The sequence below is a fragment of the Halomonas sp. IOP_14 genome, from assembly GCF_021021315.1.
Classification (GTDB): domain Bacteria; phylum Pseudomonadota; class Gammaproteobacteria; order Pseudomonadales; family Halomonadaceae; genus Vreelandella; species Vreelandella titanicae.
On record NZ_JAINWD010000007.1, the window covers coordinates 1 to 16,049 of the forward strand.

Sequence of the window (16,049 nt, forward strand, 5' to 3'; positions counted from 1 at the left end):
ATATCGGCAGTTATTCAGACCTTCCCTAAATAAGACAAACCTTTAAGGCATGCCTTTAAACCTATTAAGTATTTGCTCTAGATTGCAGCGGTTGTGACCCTTTCAAGGCTAACAAACATACTCAAACATAAAATAAGGTAATGAGATGACTACAAAGAGCCTTGGACACTTAACAACCACCGCACGCATTATCCCGCTGGCAGCCGCTATAGCGGCGGCAGCAGTAGGTACTGCACACGCCAGCGAAAGGCTAGATGTCGCGAGCGCCTACTCTACTCAGAACCTGTTTGGCCAGAGCGCCAAGAACATCTCCGAAAGAATCAAAATGATGTCGTCAGGTGAGTTTGAGTTCGCCGTCCATGATCCGGGCGAACTCGTACCTCCGTTTGAGATCTTCAACTCTGTCTCGTCTGGTGCCATCCCCGCCGGCTGGACCAGCATCGCCTATCTTTCCGGCAACTTGCCCATTGCCAATCTCTATGGCGCTCTACCCTTTAGCCCACCCGCAGAGGCAGTGTTCTCCTGGACGTCTGCTGGCGAAGGAAGCGAGCTGTTGCAGAAGGCGCTGGACCCTTATAACGTCAAGTTCCTGGCTTGCTCCTACCTACCCCAAGAGCCAGGCGGCTGGTTCAACAAGGAAATCAACAGCACCGATGACTTGAACGGCCTGTCGATGCGAATCTCTGGGCTGGGCGCACAGGTTCTAAACAAATTCGGCGCTTCAACACAATTGATTCCCGGGAACGAAGTCTACCTCTCGCTTGAGCGTGGTCGGGTTGATGCCGCCGAGTTCTCGATTCCCCAAGTTGATAGTGCGATGGGCTTGGACGAGATTGCCGAGTATTACTATTTCCCCGGCTGGCAGCAAGGGGCAGGCTGGCTTGCACTGCTCATCAACCAGAGCGTCTGGGACGGATACAGCGATGCTCAGCGTGGGCAGATCAGTACCGCTTGTCAGGCCAATATCCAGAAAGAGGCTGATGAGGTGATCCCGGCCCAGGTAGAGACGCTACGTGAACTGGAAGAGAGTGGCGTCAAGATCCGCCGATTCCCTGATGAGGTTCTCAATGCCCTACACGATAGTTGGGATGAAGTGCGCAGCGAACTAATGGCTGAGAGTCCCGAGTTCGACGAAGCGTACACATCACTAATAGAGCATGCCGAAAAGATGCAGCAGTGGCATGACCTCCAAACCCTTCCTAGCAAAACAGATGTCCAAGGGGACTGACTATGACTACGGCCCCTCTCGCCCCTTGGCGTGAGCGTGGCGCTGCGGTCTCTTCCGCCCTGTCTCGACCCTTGGTCGGGCTGGGGCTGTTGGTAGGTCGCGTCACCAGCTGGCTGGTATTGCTGGTGATGGCGGCTGTCCTGTTGACCGTACTGCTCAACGCTACTGGCATCAACGAGATTGCTCGCTGGAACGATAAGGTGCTCCTTTTCGGAAATGCCCTGACCATCAACAGCATCACTGAGCTTCAGTGGCACCTTTTCGGTGTCTTGACACTGTTCGGAGGCACCTACGCCCTACATCACGATACCCATGTGCGTGTCGATCTGATTTATCACCGCTTATCGCCTAGTCATCGCGCCATGGTTGATGTGATCGGTCACTTGGTGTTGCTGATTCCCTTTTGTCTACTGGTCGCTTGGCTTTCTAAGCACTTCGTGACGATGTCCTTCTTGACAGGGGAGAAATCGAACTACGGGGGACTCACGGATCGCTATCTGATCAAGGCCATACTTCCCATCTCTCTGGTTTTCTTAGCCTTGGGAGCCCTTGGTCAAGTATTCGAGAAGCTAACCATCATCCTTGACCCGCGAAAAGCGGAGACAGATCACGAGGTCAACAATGGCTGAATTCATCAGTGAATATTATTTGGCGATGTTGATGGTGGTATCGCTGCTGGCCGGTATTTTTACCGGTTATCCTGTAGCGTTCCTGTTAGGCGGGCTAGGCATTATTTTCGCCTTCATCGGCGGCATTCCCGTTCCTTTCTTGGCCACAGTAGGATCACGTATCTACGGTGGTGTGGTCGAGAATTGGTTGATGATCGCCATCCCGCTCTTCGTGTTTATGGGCCTAATGCTTGAGAGTTCCGGCGTGGCGAGGCGATTGCTACTAACCTTGCAGCGTGTATTCGGGCGGACGCCCGGTGGACTCGCCATTTCTGTAGCTATTCTGGGCGTAGTGATGGCTGCCAGTACGGGCATTATTGGTGCGTCAGTGGTTATGCTTGGCCTTCTAGCGTTACCCGTGATGATGCGGCAAGGTTATCACCCGGAGATGGCCTGTGGGGTGATAGCGGCTTCCGGTACGCTTGGGATTCTCATCCCACCTTCCATCATGCTGGTTCTCATGGGCTCGATACTTCAAGTATCGGTAGGAGACTTGTTCAAAGCCGCACTAATTCCCGGGCTGTTGCTCGGCGCCCTCTATGTTGCTTACCTATTGATCATCGCTCGTATCAAGCCCCATTGGGCGCCGCTGCCGGACCTCGACGCCACTGACACCGACACATCTCCTCTCATGTTAGCCTTGGCGCGGGACCTGTTTGGCCCATGCGTGTTGATCTTCGCCGTACTGGGTTCAATCATGGCAGGGATAGCTACACCGACGGAGGCGGCGGCAATCGGTGCACTGGGCAGTGTGATCCTTGCGCTGCTGATGCGCAGTATTAGTTGGAACACACTTAGTAAAACCGTACAGGAGACCGCCCGCACATCGGCGATGATTCTGTTCGTCGTGATCGGTGCTACCAGTTTTTCTGTCGTCTTCAAGCGGTTGGGTGGTGATTACATGATCGAGGCCTTGATCACTGGTACGGGGCTTGGGCCCTATGGTTTGCTACTGCTGATCATGGGCTTGATCTTTGTGCTTGGTTTCTTTCTGGAATGGATTGAGATCAGCTTCGTGGTTCTCCCCTTAGTGGCTCCGGTGGTAGAAATACTGGATTTCGGGTTGGGACTAAGCAGTCAAGCCATTCTGATTTGGTTTGCCATTTTGGTCGCCATAAACCTACAAACGAGTTTTCTCACACCGCCCTTTGGCTATGCGCTGTTCTACCTTAAGGGAATTACGGAAGGTAAGATCGGAATCGGCACTATTTATCGTTCGATCATCCCGTTCGTCCTTCTTCAGATCACTGGGTTGGCTCTGTGCATATTCTTCCCTGCAATAGCGCTCTGGTTACCTGGTTTGTTGCCATGACTCCTTCGACACTATTTCCTATTTAGCCCATAGACATTTAAGAAGGAATGAGTAATGAAATTTGAACTAAACAACCCCACAAAAACTGCTCTTCTTGTCATTGACATGGAAAATGATTTTGTTAAGCCAGGTGCACCGATGTGTGTACCCATGGCTACTAAAGCTGTACCGAATATCAAGAAACTGATAGATGTCTGCAGGAAAAAGGGCGCCACGGTAATTTACACAACTCATGTGCACGGAAAAGATCGTGGCGACATGGGGCTGATGTCAGGTTTCTGGCCGCCTATCGACAGCCAAGAAGCTCTTGTTGATAACACACCAGGTACCGAAATATACCCTGACATCGCTCCTCAAGAAGGAGAGCTTGTCATCAAAAAGCATCGCTACAGTGCTTTCTACAACACGGATCTTGAAACTCAGCTTAGAAACAGAGGGATTGATACGCTTGTTATTACTGGCACTGTTACCAACATGTGCTGTGAATCGACTGCTCGAGGTGCTCAGTTCAGAGACTACAAAACCATTTTTGTTTCGGACGCTACCGGTACCATGTACCATCCAGACCTGGGTGCCGGTGCTATGAGTGCCGAAGATGTCCAAAAGGCGACACTAACAAGCCTTTCATTCTGTGTTGCTGAGATTGCATCGACTGATGAAGTCATAGAAAGACTTTGAAGCAAACAATATATTGCTGTTCATGAATTAAAAAAAGGGGATGAAGGCAGAAGCCAAAAAACCAGTTTCAACAAGGTCCTCCCTATTACTATTATTGCTGCTGCCCCTGCACTGACGCTCCCGGGGGGTCATCAACGCTTAGAGCGCTTAATATTCTTGAATACCGTATAGCCGCCAGCAACTGCTGCAATGGGCCAGCCTAAAGCTAAGGATGTACTTTTTAATAGCCACCTCACACAAAATGAGTGCGCACCATGAGACATTTTTCCAGCGTTAGCACAGAGCATTTCAGCCATACTAAACGCCTTAAAGAATGGCAAGATGTCATGAGTATTCATCTGGGGAAAACCCCGGAACGCATCCGGCGATTGGAAAGTACTTCGGTTTCACCACTATACAAAGAACCATTCAAGGGACGACTTGAATACGGCGCGCTTGGTGAGTTGCAATTCTGCAGAATGGTTTGCAGCCCTCACCGATTTTCTCGACGCATTAATAAAACCGCATATCGGGATGCTCACCCTGGGTTGCTGGTTTTACAAATGGGCGGAGTGAGCCAGGTTGAACAAAGTGGTAAAAGCTCTACCTTCACTCCCGGAGACCTCCTCTTTCTAGACTGTGGCCGACATTTCACTGTTACAAGTACCAAAAACTGTGAGTATTTAATGCTTCTTTGTGGCGATCTTGGCACGCCTGCCACCATCCCAAAAGATTTACGCATAAATAATCGGAATGGACTAGGCCGAATGCTCCATAATTTTATTGTCGACGCCTATACACAGTACCCTCTCCTGAACGATGCCACATCCTGTTCGCTAGGCAAAAGTATTATTTCCTTGCTCCAGAACACGGTTGAAAACAAGAACAAGGAAGAAGAGCTTGAGCATAACCCGCGCTTATTTAAGAAAAACTGGATAAAAGATTTCGTTGATAGGAACCTTTCTAGCCATGAATTAACCGTAGAGCGAATAGCCCAGATTGCGCAGTGCTCTACACGAACCCTTCATCGCGCATTTGAAGATGAAAGTGAGTGTAGTTTAAGTGAGTATATCTGGCAGCGCCGCTTAACCCGCTGTGCAGAAGACCTTCGAGACCCAAATAGCATAGGGCGCACGATTAGTGATGTAGCACATAAATGGGGTTTTACCTGTAGTGCACACTTTAGCAGATCATTTAAAGCTTCTTATGGCGTTTCACCGCGAGTCTTTCGCGATTCAGCCAGGGCCGGCTGATATTTCAAAACTTAATTTTACTTAACAAAATTAACGAAAAGCTATTAAGCAAACCCACTCATCTCTATCGGCTACCCATTGCTATGAGCCGAGCTACTTTCGAAGCCCTCCTCGCTCAACACAGGCTAACCATCGTATTCTCGGACAATATGTTGTTTGACAGTTGGCAGAGCTCCAGGCCCACCCCTCTTGCTTTCAATAATCACCTTCAAAAATGCCTCCCCGTATCTTGCAAAGGGGGGGCCATGAGCTTGAACTTTAAGTAACTCGCATACGCTACGACTCATGAAATGTCGTAATGGCACAGCTGTTCAAATATGTCGCTTTCAGACAAGACACGATCTTTTTTCTCTCCTAAAGTCAGGTGCAACAGAGGCATTAGGCCTCTGCATTAAAACTTAAACACCCAAAAACACTATAACAACAACAGGCCTTGATGTATGAATAAAGCTCCCATGTACGCACGTGCAATAATATCGTCGTCTCTATTTGCCCTGGTATGTTCTTCTGCCTTGGCGGCAAATGGTCCACCCCCACCTGCCGTTAGTCAGCCAGGTGGCATAAACCTTGGTAATACCAGTTTCTATGACGGCTTCGCTGGGCCGCCTGGACTTAATCACAATATTTACTTACAGCACAGTAGAGCAACGTCTTTCCGCGATAACGATGGCAATGATAATAAGGTTTTTGATAACCCAGAGTTCAGTGCCACCACTTTAGTAAATCAATTTACTTACTACTCACCAAAAACAATTGGGAGAGGAGGGCATTTAGGCTGGAGCATCATTCTACCAATCGTTTCACTCGATGCTGATTTTGGGGCTAAAGGCCCTCAATTAAAAGACAACGGCACAGGTTTTGGAGATATATCTCTTGGCCCAATGGTTCAGTTTGATCCAATAGTCGACGCTCAGGGACGGCCTACGTTCGTTCAGCGTTTGGCGCTTGATGTTTCGTTGCCTATAGGTGAATACGATGAGACTAAAGACTTTAATCCCGGTTCAAATTTTTACTCGATAAACCCTTATTGGGCGGCAACGTGGATGCCTGCTGAGCGTTGGGAAATGAGCTGGAGGCTGCATTATTTATACAACTTCAAAAACAGCGATCCTGCCAGCAGTACCTACCAGCTGTTCAATGGTGATCCAGTTCGCGATACCCAAGCAGGCCAAGCCGCCTGGTCAAACTTCGCCGCCTCTTATGAAGTCATTCCGAACGTGTCAGTTGGCTTAAATGGATACTACTTTAAGCAACTGGAGGACGACAAAGTCAATGGACAACGTCTTGAAGATTCGCGAGAGGAGGTATTAGGCATTGGACCAGGGCTATTGTGGAAAAACACCAAAGGGCCATGGCTTTGGTTCAACGTATATCACGAGACAGAAGTCGAAAATCGCGCAAAAAACGACTTCTCAGTCCAAGCGCGCTTAGCGTATCCACTTTAATTAAAATGAATCTACCACGAGGTGTAAAGCTATGAATAAGCCAAAAAAATGGATCGCAGATAAGATCGAGAGCCTCGATCCCTATAAAGATTACATCGAAATATGGAGACTTTCAAGCAGTTATCGCTTGAATGACTTCATGCAAAATTTTATTTATGCATTGACCTTCCCCAACTTTATCGTAACGGACTGGGGGTCAAAAGCTGTCTGGCGTGAAGATGGAGGGAAAGTACTTCACCAATCCACCTCGCGGGTTGAGCAGACGGGCAGTGCCAATGCTCTTTGGTGGTTCTATGGCCCTAACGATGAGAGAACTCTCAAATCTATTGAGAGTATAAATAAGCTTCATGTTTATTGGGCCAAAAAGTACCCTGGCGCATTCTCCTATAATGAAGATTACATCTATACGTTGGCGTTTTCTGCAACCACAATGCATCGCCTAAAACTGAAGATGGGGGCCCCTGGTATATCTGAAAAAGAGAAAATAGCGGCTCACCTTTTTTGGCGTGACATGTCTAAACTTTTTTATGCAGAAAACGGTCAACCCATCACAGGCTATCCAAATAGTTTTGAAGAGCTAGTAGAGTTCTGTGAGCAGTATGAAAACACTCCTAGGCCGACACCCGAGCGAGCCAACTTGGTAGCTAATGCTATCTATGAGCAGTTTGTTTTCAGGTTTTTTCCACCCCCGCTTCACTGGTTTGGCCATCAGCTAATTAGGGCCATGTCGCTACCCACTACGCTAAAAACGCTCGGTATCGACCCACCCGACCCAATGGCTGCGGAGATTCTCCCGAAGCTTATGGGCTATATTTTCTGGCAGATGGAAGAAAACGCTGACGACCCAACCGAAAGCTATATCGAAGAAAGATTGCGGATGTCAAGCGAAGAGAAAAAAAGTATTCGGAGCGAGATAAAGGATCTGGATGGACGCTTTCCTGAACACTTTGCTCAACAATATAAGGACGACCCCAAATTTATTGGCTGTCCATACCATGCAGCCCTGGAGGCAGCAGCTTCTAGTAAAAAAAGTAACAGTGAAGATAATTTTGTTGACGAATTAGAGAAGAAGGCAGGGGCTTTAGACTAGGAGACTTCGGGGGCAATGAAGCATAAGTAGAACTTAGAATAAGATATTGTTGCTGACTTGCCCCTTATCCCAGTAAAACAATGATTTTTTGCGGCAGCCACAAACACGTAGTACAGAAACACGTAGTACAGAAACACCAAATAATATTTCGTCTACCTTTCTCCTCAATTGGCCTACTTCCTAGAACAGTTATATTTCCACATCAGCATATCAGTTGTTTCCGAATTAAAGCCATCTCAGTTAGTCATTACACTCGCAAATACAATAAGGAATATTTACATGAATGAGACTTCACCCATCTGGGAAGACAAAATTTACCTGGGACAGTGGCAAACTGCTGAAGGGCCTCAGGCTGCCGTAATTGGACCCGCCACCGGCGAAGTCCTCGCTAAAGTTCAGACGGCTACTCCCGTAGACGTAGGTCGCGCTGCACTTATCGCTAACTCAGCTCAGCAACATTGGGCCACGTTACCTTTCGATCAAAAAGCAGAGATCCTACGCCGGGCCGCCGCCCTGCTCAAAGAGCGGGCCGAAGAAATCAATCGCTGGAATATTCGTGAGTGCGGCTCTACAGCAGCCAAGGCTGAATGGGAACTGCAGGTTACCTATGAACAGGCCCAGATGGCCGCAGCACTCCCCATGCAACCCAACGGACAGATCTTCCCTTCTAGCATGCCAGGTCGTCGCAATTACTGGAAGCGGGTACCCATTGGCACAGTGGGGGTTATAGCTCCTTGGAACTTCCCCATCCTCTTAGCCATGCGCTCGGTCTTTCCTGCCTTAGCCATGGGCAACTGTGTGATCCTGAAGCCAGCCCCAATGAGCGCTATCTGTGGAGGTGCTTTGATGGCCGAGGTTCTAGAAGCAGCTGGCTTGCCGGAGGGCGTGTTCCACGTACTACCAGGTGGGCCCGAGGTGGGTGAGGCGTTGGTTCAACACTCGGATGTCGGCATGATCTCCTTTACGGGCTCTACCGCCGTTGGCGAGAAAATCGGCGAGACGTGTGGGCGCATGCTCAAGAAATGCGCCCTTGAGCTTGGCGGTAACAACGCGATGGTGATTTTGGACGATGCTGATTTAGATGCCGCTGCCTCTTCCGCAGCCTGGGGGGCTTTTCTCCACCAGGGTCAAATCTGCATGCAGGCAGGACGGCACTTAGTGCACCGTTCAGTGGCGGACAAGTACATGAACAAACTCGCCGAGCGGGCCACGCGCTTAGTCACGGGTGATCCTTGGAAACAGCAGGTACACCTCGGCCCGTTGATCAACGAGACCCAAGCGCGCCGCGTTGAAGAGATCGTGAACCGCTCTGTGGCCATGGGTGCTAACGTTGTCGCTGGCGGTAAACGCGATGGCAACTTCTTTGAAGCCACGGTTCTTAGCGGCTTGACGCCAGAAATGCCTGCCTTTGGCGAGGAGATTTTCGGTCCAGTGGCGCCGATAACACTCTTCGATAGTGACGAAGAAGCCATCGCCCTGGTCAACGCCTCGCCCTACGGACTCGCCGCTGCCATTCATTCTGCCTCCACGGAACGTGCCCAACGCTTCGCCGAGCGCATCCGCGTGGGGATGGTGCATATCAACGATCAGACTGTGAATAACGAATTCCAGGTACCCTTCGGTGGCATGGGCCGCTCAGGTACCAGCGGTCGCTTCGGTGGCCCCGCAAACCTGGATGAGTTCACCACCACCCAGTGGGTCAGTGTTATGGAACAAGGTATCCAGTATCCCTTCTAGCGCTCAATGAATTAAGCATTTGCTATTGATACGACGTCACCCCTTGATTGAGTAGCGCTACACTTTAGAGTCCGATCCTATGGGTAAGGAGATGGGACATGAAGAAGCGTTTCAGCGAAGAACAGATCATTGGTTTCCTGGGCGAAGCAGAAGCGGGACTGCCCATTAAGGAGCTATGCCGTCGGCACGGTTTCTCAGAAGCCAGTTACTATCTATGGCGCAGCAAGTTTGGTGGTATGAGCGTACCCGATGCCAAGCGACTCAAAGAACTCGAAGCCGAAAATGGACGATTGAAAAAACTGCTCGCGGAGTCGCTACTGGAGATGGAGGTCACTCGCGAGGCGCTGAGAAAAAAGTGGTGAGTGTACCTGCACGCCGAGATGTGGTGCGCTTTATGGTGTCACGTGGCCTCAGTGAGCGCCGAGCGCTCCGTGTCATCCGTATGAGTGCCAGTGCATTGCGCTATCAATCGGCTCCTGACCGTAATGAAGCATTGCGTGAACGCATTGTTGCCTTGGCCCATCGGCATCGTCGCTATGGCGCTGGCATGATCTATCTGAAGCTGCGTCAAGCCGGTGAACAGGTCAATCATAAGCGAGTCGAGCGTCTCTACGCAGCTGCTCGGTTGCAGGTAAAACGCCGCAAGCGCAAGAAGGTTCCCACGTCTGAGCGGATGCCCCTTGGCCGCCCTGGGGCCGCCAATCAAGTCTGGTCAATGGATTTTGTGTTTTACCGGACGGCATACGGGCGCGTGATCAAGAACCTCACCGTCGTCGACGACGGTACCCATGAAGCCGTGGCAATCGTGCCTGAGCGTCCCATTGGCGGACTTTTTTTAACACGTATTCCTGATCATCTGGCTTTACAACGTGGTCTACCTAGCGCCATTCGGACAGATAACGGACTACCTAAGGAACCCGCTCAATATGCACACAAAATCTCACTTCGTGCTCAACATGGGAACACTTGCTCACTACTCAGGCTCATGCGTCGCAACCATATCTAAAGGGTGCTCACCATTTCATTCACTAACGGATCGTAAAATGGTTGCATCATGCCCTGCTGCATCAAGTACATGATAACCCGCGCGTCTTTTTTGTCGTTTTATCCCAGCTTTTAAACAACATTTCACGCGCTCTGGCGCAGGCTAAAGACGACACCATATGGCACAAGGCCCCTTGAGACCTTAAACAATAGGCAATATTACGATGAAAGTCAGCCGTTGGCTCAAAGGCCACCAAAATATCTTCAGCAGATGCTTCTGCTGCATTAATGAGGTTCTGATAACCCATTAACGTGTTAGGAAACTTAAACGTTTTGGTACGACCTGACGGCCATAAAATGACCGCATCATGGGACGTTTTAGCAATGTCGATGGCGATCATCACCTTCACAGAGCTATTCTTTACGTTGTCAGCCATGTGTACATCTCCTAAATCCACTGATTGGCATCAAAGATTTTGGTACAGATGGCTGGCTCCAACCTGCTTATTCAGCAAGTACTACGGGCCAGAACATATCAGCGGTAAGTTATCGGCATGGGCGGAAGGTCGAGGTATTCAGCTCATGTTTATCCAGACAGGAAAGCCCCAGCAGAATGCTTATATAGAACGCTAAAATCGAACGGTCGCTATGACGGGTTAGCCCAATACTCTCTTTCAAAAAAAATTGACCTTGCCCTGAGCAAATTCACCAATAGACATTGGTCGTAGCCATAAGCGCTAATTATGGTGCTTAACACAAAAAAAAATCCATTCCTCAACGATATACGATTACAAAGCAATGTGTGTATAAAATCCTACATTGCGGGATATATTGAAATTACTCTATTGTGGCACTAGAATCATTTCAATAGAGTAAATAACATTAGTCGCTATCGTCGCTTGCTCACCTCTTCCGCCTCGCTAGCCCGAGAGAAAGGTTAAAATATGAAACTTGTTACATTCCGTTATCAGAACACCATCAGCATCGGTTTAGTGGATGGCGGCCGGGTCCTCGATCTCGCTCCCCTTGCCGATCGTCTAGGTGGTTCACTCAAGGAAATGATACGTAAAGGTGTTCTTTCCGACTTGGTGGGATTTGATACCTCAAGCTTAAATTCATTAAGCCTAGACGAAATTGAGTTTCTGCCGGTCATTCCGGATGCTGGCAAGATCCTCTGTGTGGGCATCAACTATACGACGCATGTGAAAGAGACGGGGCGTGATATGCCGATGCACCCGATGATATTCACCCGCTTCGCTGACTCCCAGGCGGGTCATCTAACGCCGATCATTCGGCCGTTTGTCTCGCACAAGCTGGATTTCGAGGGGGAACTGGCTGTGGTGATCGGCAAGACCGCGCGCCACGTCAAGGCTGAGAATGCCCTTGAATACGTTGCTGGCTACTCTTGCTATAACGATGGCAGCGTACGCGATTACCAAAAGCACACTATCCAGTTTATCCCCGGCAAGAACTTCCCTAACACGGGGGGATTTGGCCCATGGCTTGTGACTAGCGATGAGATTCCCGACCCGCAGGCGCTACACCTGACCACCCGCCTGAATGGCGACGTCATGCAGGACACCGATACCAGCGATATGATCTTTGGTGTGGCGGAACTGATTGAATACTGCAGTACATTTACCGAGCTGGCTCCGGGCGACGTTATTGTCTCCGGCACCACTGGCGGCGTGGGCGCCTTCCGCGAACCCCCGGTTTGGATGAAACCAGGTGATAGCATCGAAATTGCTATCTCGGGCATCGGTACCCTGCGCAACACTATCGCAGACGAGGCGTAATCAAGTTATGAGTCAACAGCATCCCGTGGCCCTTGATCGGCATATTGAGGAGCAGGCTTCCCGAGCAGGCAGAAGCAGCAAGAGCAATAGCAGTCTGGAAAGAATGCTGGTGATTCTGGATCTGTTCTCGGAAGAGGTACCGATCTGGTCGGTAGAGGCAATGTGCGATGCGCTGGGCTATACGCGTTCGACTGCTTATCGCTATACCAAGGAGCTGGCCGAAGCGGGGTTGCTGTTTCAGGTTGAGCCCCGGCGCTACGGCCTAGGCTCAAGAATCATCCAGTGGGATAGACAGCTGCGACTGACTGATCCCTTGGTAAAGGCGACGCGAGAGATCGAGCCTGAACTCGATGTCTTCGACGGTGAGCAGATCTGGATCGTATGTCGGCTATTCAATGATCAAGTGATTTGCGTCCACAGCCATGGTCACCTGAAAGAGCCTGTTAGCTATGCACGGGGTACGCCACGCCCGCTGTTCATGGGGGCGACATCGAAAATCATATTGGCCTACCTGCCTGCTCGCCAGCATATGCGGCTTTTCTTAGAGCATCAGCATGAGGTAGTGAAAGGAAGCTTGGGCTCGTCGTGGGAGGAGTTTAAGGACGTCCTCCAGACGATCCGGCGGCAGGGCTACAGCGAATCTCACGGTGAGGTGGATCCAAACCTCTTCGGGCTTGCCGCTCCCATCTTTGATGGTAACGGCAAGGTCATCGCCAGTCTAAGCTGCGTAAGACCACAAACGGCCTACCGTGAAGACCAAGCGGAGGAGCAGCGCCAGATAGTGATGGCCCTTGCGAATCGCCTAACCGAGAAGTTAACGCAGTTGATTAATTCGTAAGTTACAGATGATGTCTTGAGAAGATGCATCGAGGGCATGTAGCAAGGATATATAGCAAGAACAGTAGCAATAAGAGTGACGACTGAATCTATGCGCCAGAGTATCAGAATGACCGGAGGTAGGTCTTCCTGCACAAATAACACCCCGTTTCCTTCTTAACGCGATTTTTGTCGTCTGCCCTGGGCAGAGGGGAAGGATGCGTCTTAATGACGGTGTCGTAAGGACAACAGTAATGAAACAACAACCTGACAATACCAGTACCGCCGCTTTTTCACTAGCCGACCGCTTCTCTGTCATTATTGTCGGAGGTGGCCCCAGCGGGTTGACCCTGGCCAATCTGCTGGGAACCTATGGGGTTCGCACCCTGGTGCTTGAACGCAATCTCTCGACGGTGACCGAGCCGAGGGCGGTATCCATCGATGACGAGTCTATGCGAACCATGCAGGCCATTGGGCTTGAGGAGAGAGTACTTGCATGCTGCGCTCAGGACTATGGCTCGGTCTATCTGGACCTCAAGCGCGTGCCCTTCGCCAACATTGAACCGAGAGGGCGTGAGTATGGCTATGCGCGGCGTAATGCTTTTCACCAGCCAGAGTTGGAGGCAATCCTGTGTAACGGGCTCAAGCGCTTTGCCCATGTTGAGGCGCGCTTCGGCCATCGTGTTGTCGACTTTGTACAGGACGTCGATTGTGTGCGTTTAAGGGTCGAGACTGATGAGGGGCACTACGAGGTTGTTGCCGAATACATGGCGGCAGCCGATGGTGGACGCAGCTTTGTGCGCAGCGAATTGAATATCAAACTGAAAGGTCTTACCTACGAGCAGAAGTGGTTGATCATCGACCTCAAAGGGACGCAGGACAATTTCCGCCAGACTCGCGTCTACTGTGATCCAGCGCGTCCCTGCATCAACCTGCCTGGTCCCGGTGGCAGCCGCCGTTTCGAATTTATGCTGCTGCCCGACGAAGATGAACAAAAAGCAGTAGAAGAAGGGTACGTTCGCCAGCTGATGGCTGAGCATGGCCCGGATCGCGACGCAGAGATCGTCCGCAAACAGGTATATGCCTTTCATGCCCGCGAAGCTGAGAGCTGGCGTCAGCAGCGCATCTTCCTGCTCGGTGACGCTGCCCACTTAACCCCTCCATTCGCTGGTCAGGGCATGAACAGCGGCCTGCGCGACTCGGTGAACCTAGCCTGGAAGCTAGCTTGGGTGCTCAAGCGCAAGTTGCCTGAAACGCTGCTAGAAAGTTACGAAGAAGAGCGCAAACCGCACGCCTGGCAACTGATTGAAATGGCCGCCATGCTCGGCAAGTTCATGATGCCAAAGAGCCGTATACACGCAACATTGTTGCAGACTGGCCTGCGCTGGCTGAGCGTCTACCGCCCTGCTCGTGACTACGTTACCCAGATGCGTTACAAGCCGACGCCGCGTTTCGTCAGCGGTTTCTTCATCAGCGACGCTGCCTCTGCCCGCAAGACACGCACAGGACGATTGATTGCCCAGCCGATGCTTGAGAATCCCAATAGCGAGATGGCGCTGTTGGATCGCTACATCGACGGCCACTTCGCACTTATCACTTACCACCCTGATGCGAAGAGGGCGTTCGACGCTATCCAGCCTTGGCTCGAGTACCTACCGGATGATCTAAAGAAAGTGTGCGTTACTCCGCGCAACTACAACCCTGTTCCCGTCGAGGGTATAGAGGTATTGCGAGATGCTCACAGCCAAGCCAACGACTGGATATTCAGGGCGCATGGTGGCGAGCACGTCTTTTATCTGGTAAGGCCGGATCGCTACACCATGGCGGTTCTTAACAAGAACAATTTGCCCACGGATGCCATTCACCTGGGTGAGATGCTGCGCCCTCCCGAGTTCAGCGCTTTAGGTAATTCTCATCAGCCTTTGAGTACCGCCGCTACCCTGTAAAACCCAGCAACACCTACATTTTCCCGTCGATAGCAGGATGAGTACCCACGGTTAAGGGTAATCGTCTGGAAGGTGGATTCTTGAAGATAACTACTACAACAATACGGAGTACGACATGAAATTATCGAGCTTCAATCCCCTGTTAGTTGGCCTTGCCTGCGCTGCTGGCAGCCTTATGGTGTCCGCCACTGCGCAGGCCGAGACGCTTCGGCTCAGCACACCAGTACCGCCCAGTCATATCTTCAGCAAGGTCTCTGAACGCCTCGCGGGAAATCTCGGTGAACGCTCCGACGGGCGTTACGCTATAGAGGTATCCCCCTATGGCAGGCTGGGTAACGATAACGAGCTGATCCAGCTCCTCCAGCATGGCGCGGTGCAGTTCGGCGTGGTTCCCGCCGCATCGCTCTCCAGCCGCGAGTCCTCCTTTAATGGCTGGTTTCTACCTGGCGAATTCGAGAACTACGACGAGGCCGGAGCGGCAACACAGTTGCCAGCTGCCCTTAGTATGCTCGAAAAGCTGGAGCCCCAGGGCATGATCGGTCTCGGTTACATCATCGCCGGGATGCGGCACGTGCTGTCGACCGATTCGGTCGAGTCCATAGATGACTTAACCAATCAGAAGATCCGTGTCTTCCCCAATCCTGTCTTCAATGACTGGTGGCTGGCCAACGGAGCGGCGCCCACCGCGCTACCGACCTCCGAAGTCGCACCGGCACTGACCACCAATCTGTTGAATGCCGTCGACGTTGACCTTGACTTCGTCACTGCCCTGAAACTTTACCAGCAGGCTCCACACTTGGCACTCACCAACCATATGGCCTTCCCCGGCGTAGTGCTGGTCTCCAAAGCTTGGTGGGATAATCAGAGCGAAGCCGATCAGCAGATGATCCGCGAGGTCTTCCAAGAAGCCGAGCAGTGGGGCATTGAGGAGCAAGCACGTGTCGAGGAGGAAAATCTCGCCACGCTCAAGGACGCTGGCGTAGAAGTGGTCGAGATCAATACCGCTGGCTACGCAGAGACGGCTGCTGCAGTGCGTCAGACATATATCGATAGCGACCCGTTAATCGCCGAGTTCTATCACCAGGTCGTGACCAATCAATGAAGTGTGGATGCAGTA

13 protein-coding genes and 1 pseudogene are annotated in these 16,049 nt (G+C 51.1%); 13 read left to right on the plus strand and 1 reads right to left on the minus strand.

From position 1 onward, the window contains the following. The first annotated feature begins 145 nt into the window (after positions 1 to 145). The 9 genes and pseudogenes from K7H09_RS07055 to K7H09_RS07095 form a co-directional block, all read left to right on the plus strand. Entirely contained in the window at positions 146 to 1,228 is a 1,083-nt protein-coding gene (locus K7H09_RS07055) for a TRAP transporter substrate-binding protein (RefSeq protein ID WP_022521196.1), read from the plus strand. Between the two features lie 2 nt (positions 1,229 to 1,230). Further along, positions 1,231 to 1,857: a TRAP transporter small permease subunit gene (locus K7H09_RS07060; RefSeq protein WP_022521195.1), complete on the plus strand. Its 627-nt coding sequence runs from the start codon at positions 1,231 to 1,233 to the stop codon at positions 1,855 to 1,857. Continuing rightward, a complete protein-coding gene (locus tag K7H09_RS07065; RefSeq protein WP_022521194.1) occupies positions 1,850 to 3,208 on the plus strand; it encodes a TRAP transporter large permease in 1,359 nt (452 codons plus the stop codon). The genes K7H09_RS07060 and K7H09_RS07065 overlap by 8 nt, the downstream gene beginning before the upstream one ends. Positions 3,209 to 3,262: 54 nt before the next feature. After that, a complete protein-coding gene (locus K7H09_RS07070; protein ID WP_022521193.1) occupies positions 3,263 to 3,886 on the plus strand; it encodes an isochorismatase family protein in 624 nt (207 codons plus the stop codon). A gap of 254 nt (positions 3,887 to 4,140) precedes the next feature. Beyond that, the gene (locus K7H09_RS07075; RefSeq protein WP_022521192.1) at positions 4,141 to 5,118 is read left to right on the plus strand and encodes a helix-turn-helix domain-containing protein; all 978 of its coding nucleotides are present in this window, start codon (positions 4,141 to 4,143) and stop codon (positions 5,116 to 5,118) included. 440 nt (positions 5,119 to 5,558) lie between these two features. Further along, complete coding sequence (locus tag K7H09_RS07080; protein WP_009286253.1) at positions 5,559 to 6,563, plus strand: SphA family protein; 1,005 nt, start codon at positions 5,559 to 5,561, stop codon at positions 6,561 to 6,563. 31 nt (positions 6,564 to 6,594) lie between these two features. Next, the gene (locus K7H09_RS07085) at positions 6,595 to 7,653 is read left to right on the plus strand and encodes a hypothetical protein (RefSeq protein WP_009286254.1); all 1,059 of its coding nucleotides are present in this window, start codon (positions 6,595 to 6,597) and stop codon (positions 7,651 to 7,653) included. A 279-nt stretch (positions 7,654 to 7,932) separates the two neighbouring features. Next, positions 7,933 to 9,390 carry a benzaldehyde dehydrogenase gene (locus K7H09_RS07090; RefSeq protein WP_230804235.1) on the plus strand — a complete coding sequence of 486 codons (1,458 nt, stop codon included), beginning with the start codon at positions 7,933 to 7,935 and terminating at the stop codon, positions 9,388 to 9,390. A 98-nt stretch (positions 9,391 to 9,488) separates the two neighbouring features. Continuing rightward, positions 9,489 to 10,294, plus strand: a pseudogene (locus K7H09_RS07095) (transposase); the annotation flags it as partial. A gap of 163 nt (positions 10,295 to 10,457) precedes the next feature. On the opposite strand, the gene K7H09_RS07100 reads toward K7H09_RS07095, so the two are convergent. Continuing rightward, the gene (locus K7H09_RS07100) at positions 10,458 to 10,811 is read right to left on the minus strand and encodes an IS110 family transposase (protein ID WP_022521188.1); all 354 of its coding nucleotides are present in this window, start codon (positions 10,809 to 10,811) and stop codon (positions 10,458 to 10,460) included. Between the two features lie 507 nt (positions 10,812 to 11,318). On the opposite strand from K7H09_RS07100, the gene K7H09_RS07105 reads away from it, so the two are divergent. The 4 genes from K7H09_RS07105 (at position 11,319) to K7H09_RS07120 (ending at position 16,034) form a co-directional block, all read left to right on the plus strand. Continuing rightward, positions 11,319 to 12,170: a fumarylacetoacetate hydrolase family protein gene (locus tag K7H09_RS07105; RefSeq protein ID WP_022521187.1), complete on the plus strand. Its 852-nt coding sequence runs from the start codon at positions 11,319 to 11,321 to the stop codon at positions 12,168 to 12,170. A gap of 7 nt (positions 12,171 to 12,177) precedes the next feature. After that, positions 12,178 to 13,008 carry an IclR family transcriptional regulator gene (locus K7H09_RS07110; RefSeq protein ID WP_022521186.1) on the plus strand — a complete coding sequence of 277 codons (831 nt, stop codon included), beginning with the start codon at positions 12,178 to 12,180 and terminating at the stop codon, positions 13,006 to 13,008. Positions 13,009 to 13,240: 232 nt separating this feature from the next. After that, entirely contained in the window at positions 13,241 to 14,932 is a 1,692-nt protein-coding gene (locus K7H09_RS07115) for a bifunctional 3-(3-hydroxy-phenyl)propionate/3-hydroxycinnamic acid hydroxylase (RefSeq protein ID WP_230804236.1), read from the plus strand. A 115-nt stretch (positions 14,933 to 15,047) separates the two neighbouring features. Next, the gene (locus K7H09_RS07120; protein ID WP_022521183.1) at positions 15,048 to 16,034 is read left to right on the plus strand and encodes a TRAP transporter substrate-binding protein; all 987 of its coding nucleotides are present in this window, start codon (positions 15,048 to 15,050) and stop codon (positions 16,032 to 16,034) included. Positions 16,035 to 16,049: the final 15 nt, after the last annotated feature.

Excerpts from the sequence above, each read along its gene's own strand:
- K7H09_RS07055 (WP_022521196.1), top strand. The coding sequence starts at position 146 with ATGACTACAAAGAGCCTTGGACACTTAACAACCACCGCACGCATTATC.
- K7H09_RS07065 (WP_022521194.1), top strand. The coding sequence starts at position 1,850 with ATGGCTGAATTCATCAGTGAATATTATTTGGCGATGTTGATGGTGGTA.
- K7H09_RS07110 (WP_022521186.1), top strand. The coding sequence starts at position 12,178 with ATGAGTCAACAGCATCCCGTGGCCCTTGATCGGCATATTGAGGAGCAG.
- K7H09_RS07105 (WP_022521187.1), top strand. The coding sequence starts at position 11,319 with ATGAAACTTGTTACATTCCGTTATCAGAACACCATCAGCATCGGTTTA.
- K7H09_RS07080 (WP_009286253.1), top strand. The coding sequence starts at position 5,559 with ATGAATAAAGCTCCCATGTACGCACGTGCAATAATATCGTCGTCTCTA.
- K7H09_RS07060 (WP_022521195.1), top strand. The coding sequence starts at position 1,231 with ATGACTACGGCCCCTCTCGCCCCTTGGCGTGAGCGTGGCGCTGCGGTC.
- K7H09_RS07100 (WP_022521188.1), bottom strand. The coding sequence starts at position 10,811 with ATGGCTGACAACGTAAAGAATAGCTCTGTGAAGGTGATGATCGCCATC.
- K7H09_RS07075 (WP_022521192.1), top strand. The coding sequence starts at position 4,141 with ATGAGACATTTTTCCAGCGTTAGCACAGAGCATTTCAGCCATACTAAA.
- K7H09_RS07120 (WP_022521183.1), top strand. The coding sequence starts at position 15,048 with ATGAAATTATCGAGCTTCAATCCCCTGTTAGTTGGCCTTGCCTGCGCT.
- K7H09_RS07070 (WP_022521193.1), top strand. The coding sequence starts at position 3,263 with ATGAAATTTGAACTAAACAACCCCACAAAAACTGCTCTTCTTGTCATT.
- K7H09_RS07090 (WP_230804235.1), top strand. The coding sequence starts at position 7,933 with ATGAATGAGACTTCACCCATCTGGGAAGACAAAATTTACCTGGGACAG.
- K7H09_RS07115 (WP_230804236.1), top strand. The coding sequence starts at position 13,241 with ATGAAACAACAACCTGACAATACCAGTACCGCCGCTTTTTCACTAGCC.
- K7H09_RS07085 (WP_009286254.1), top strand. The coding sequence starts at position 6,595 with ATGAATAAGCCAAAAAAATGGATCGCAGATAAGATCGAGAGCCTCGAT.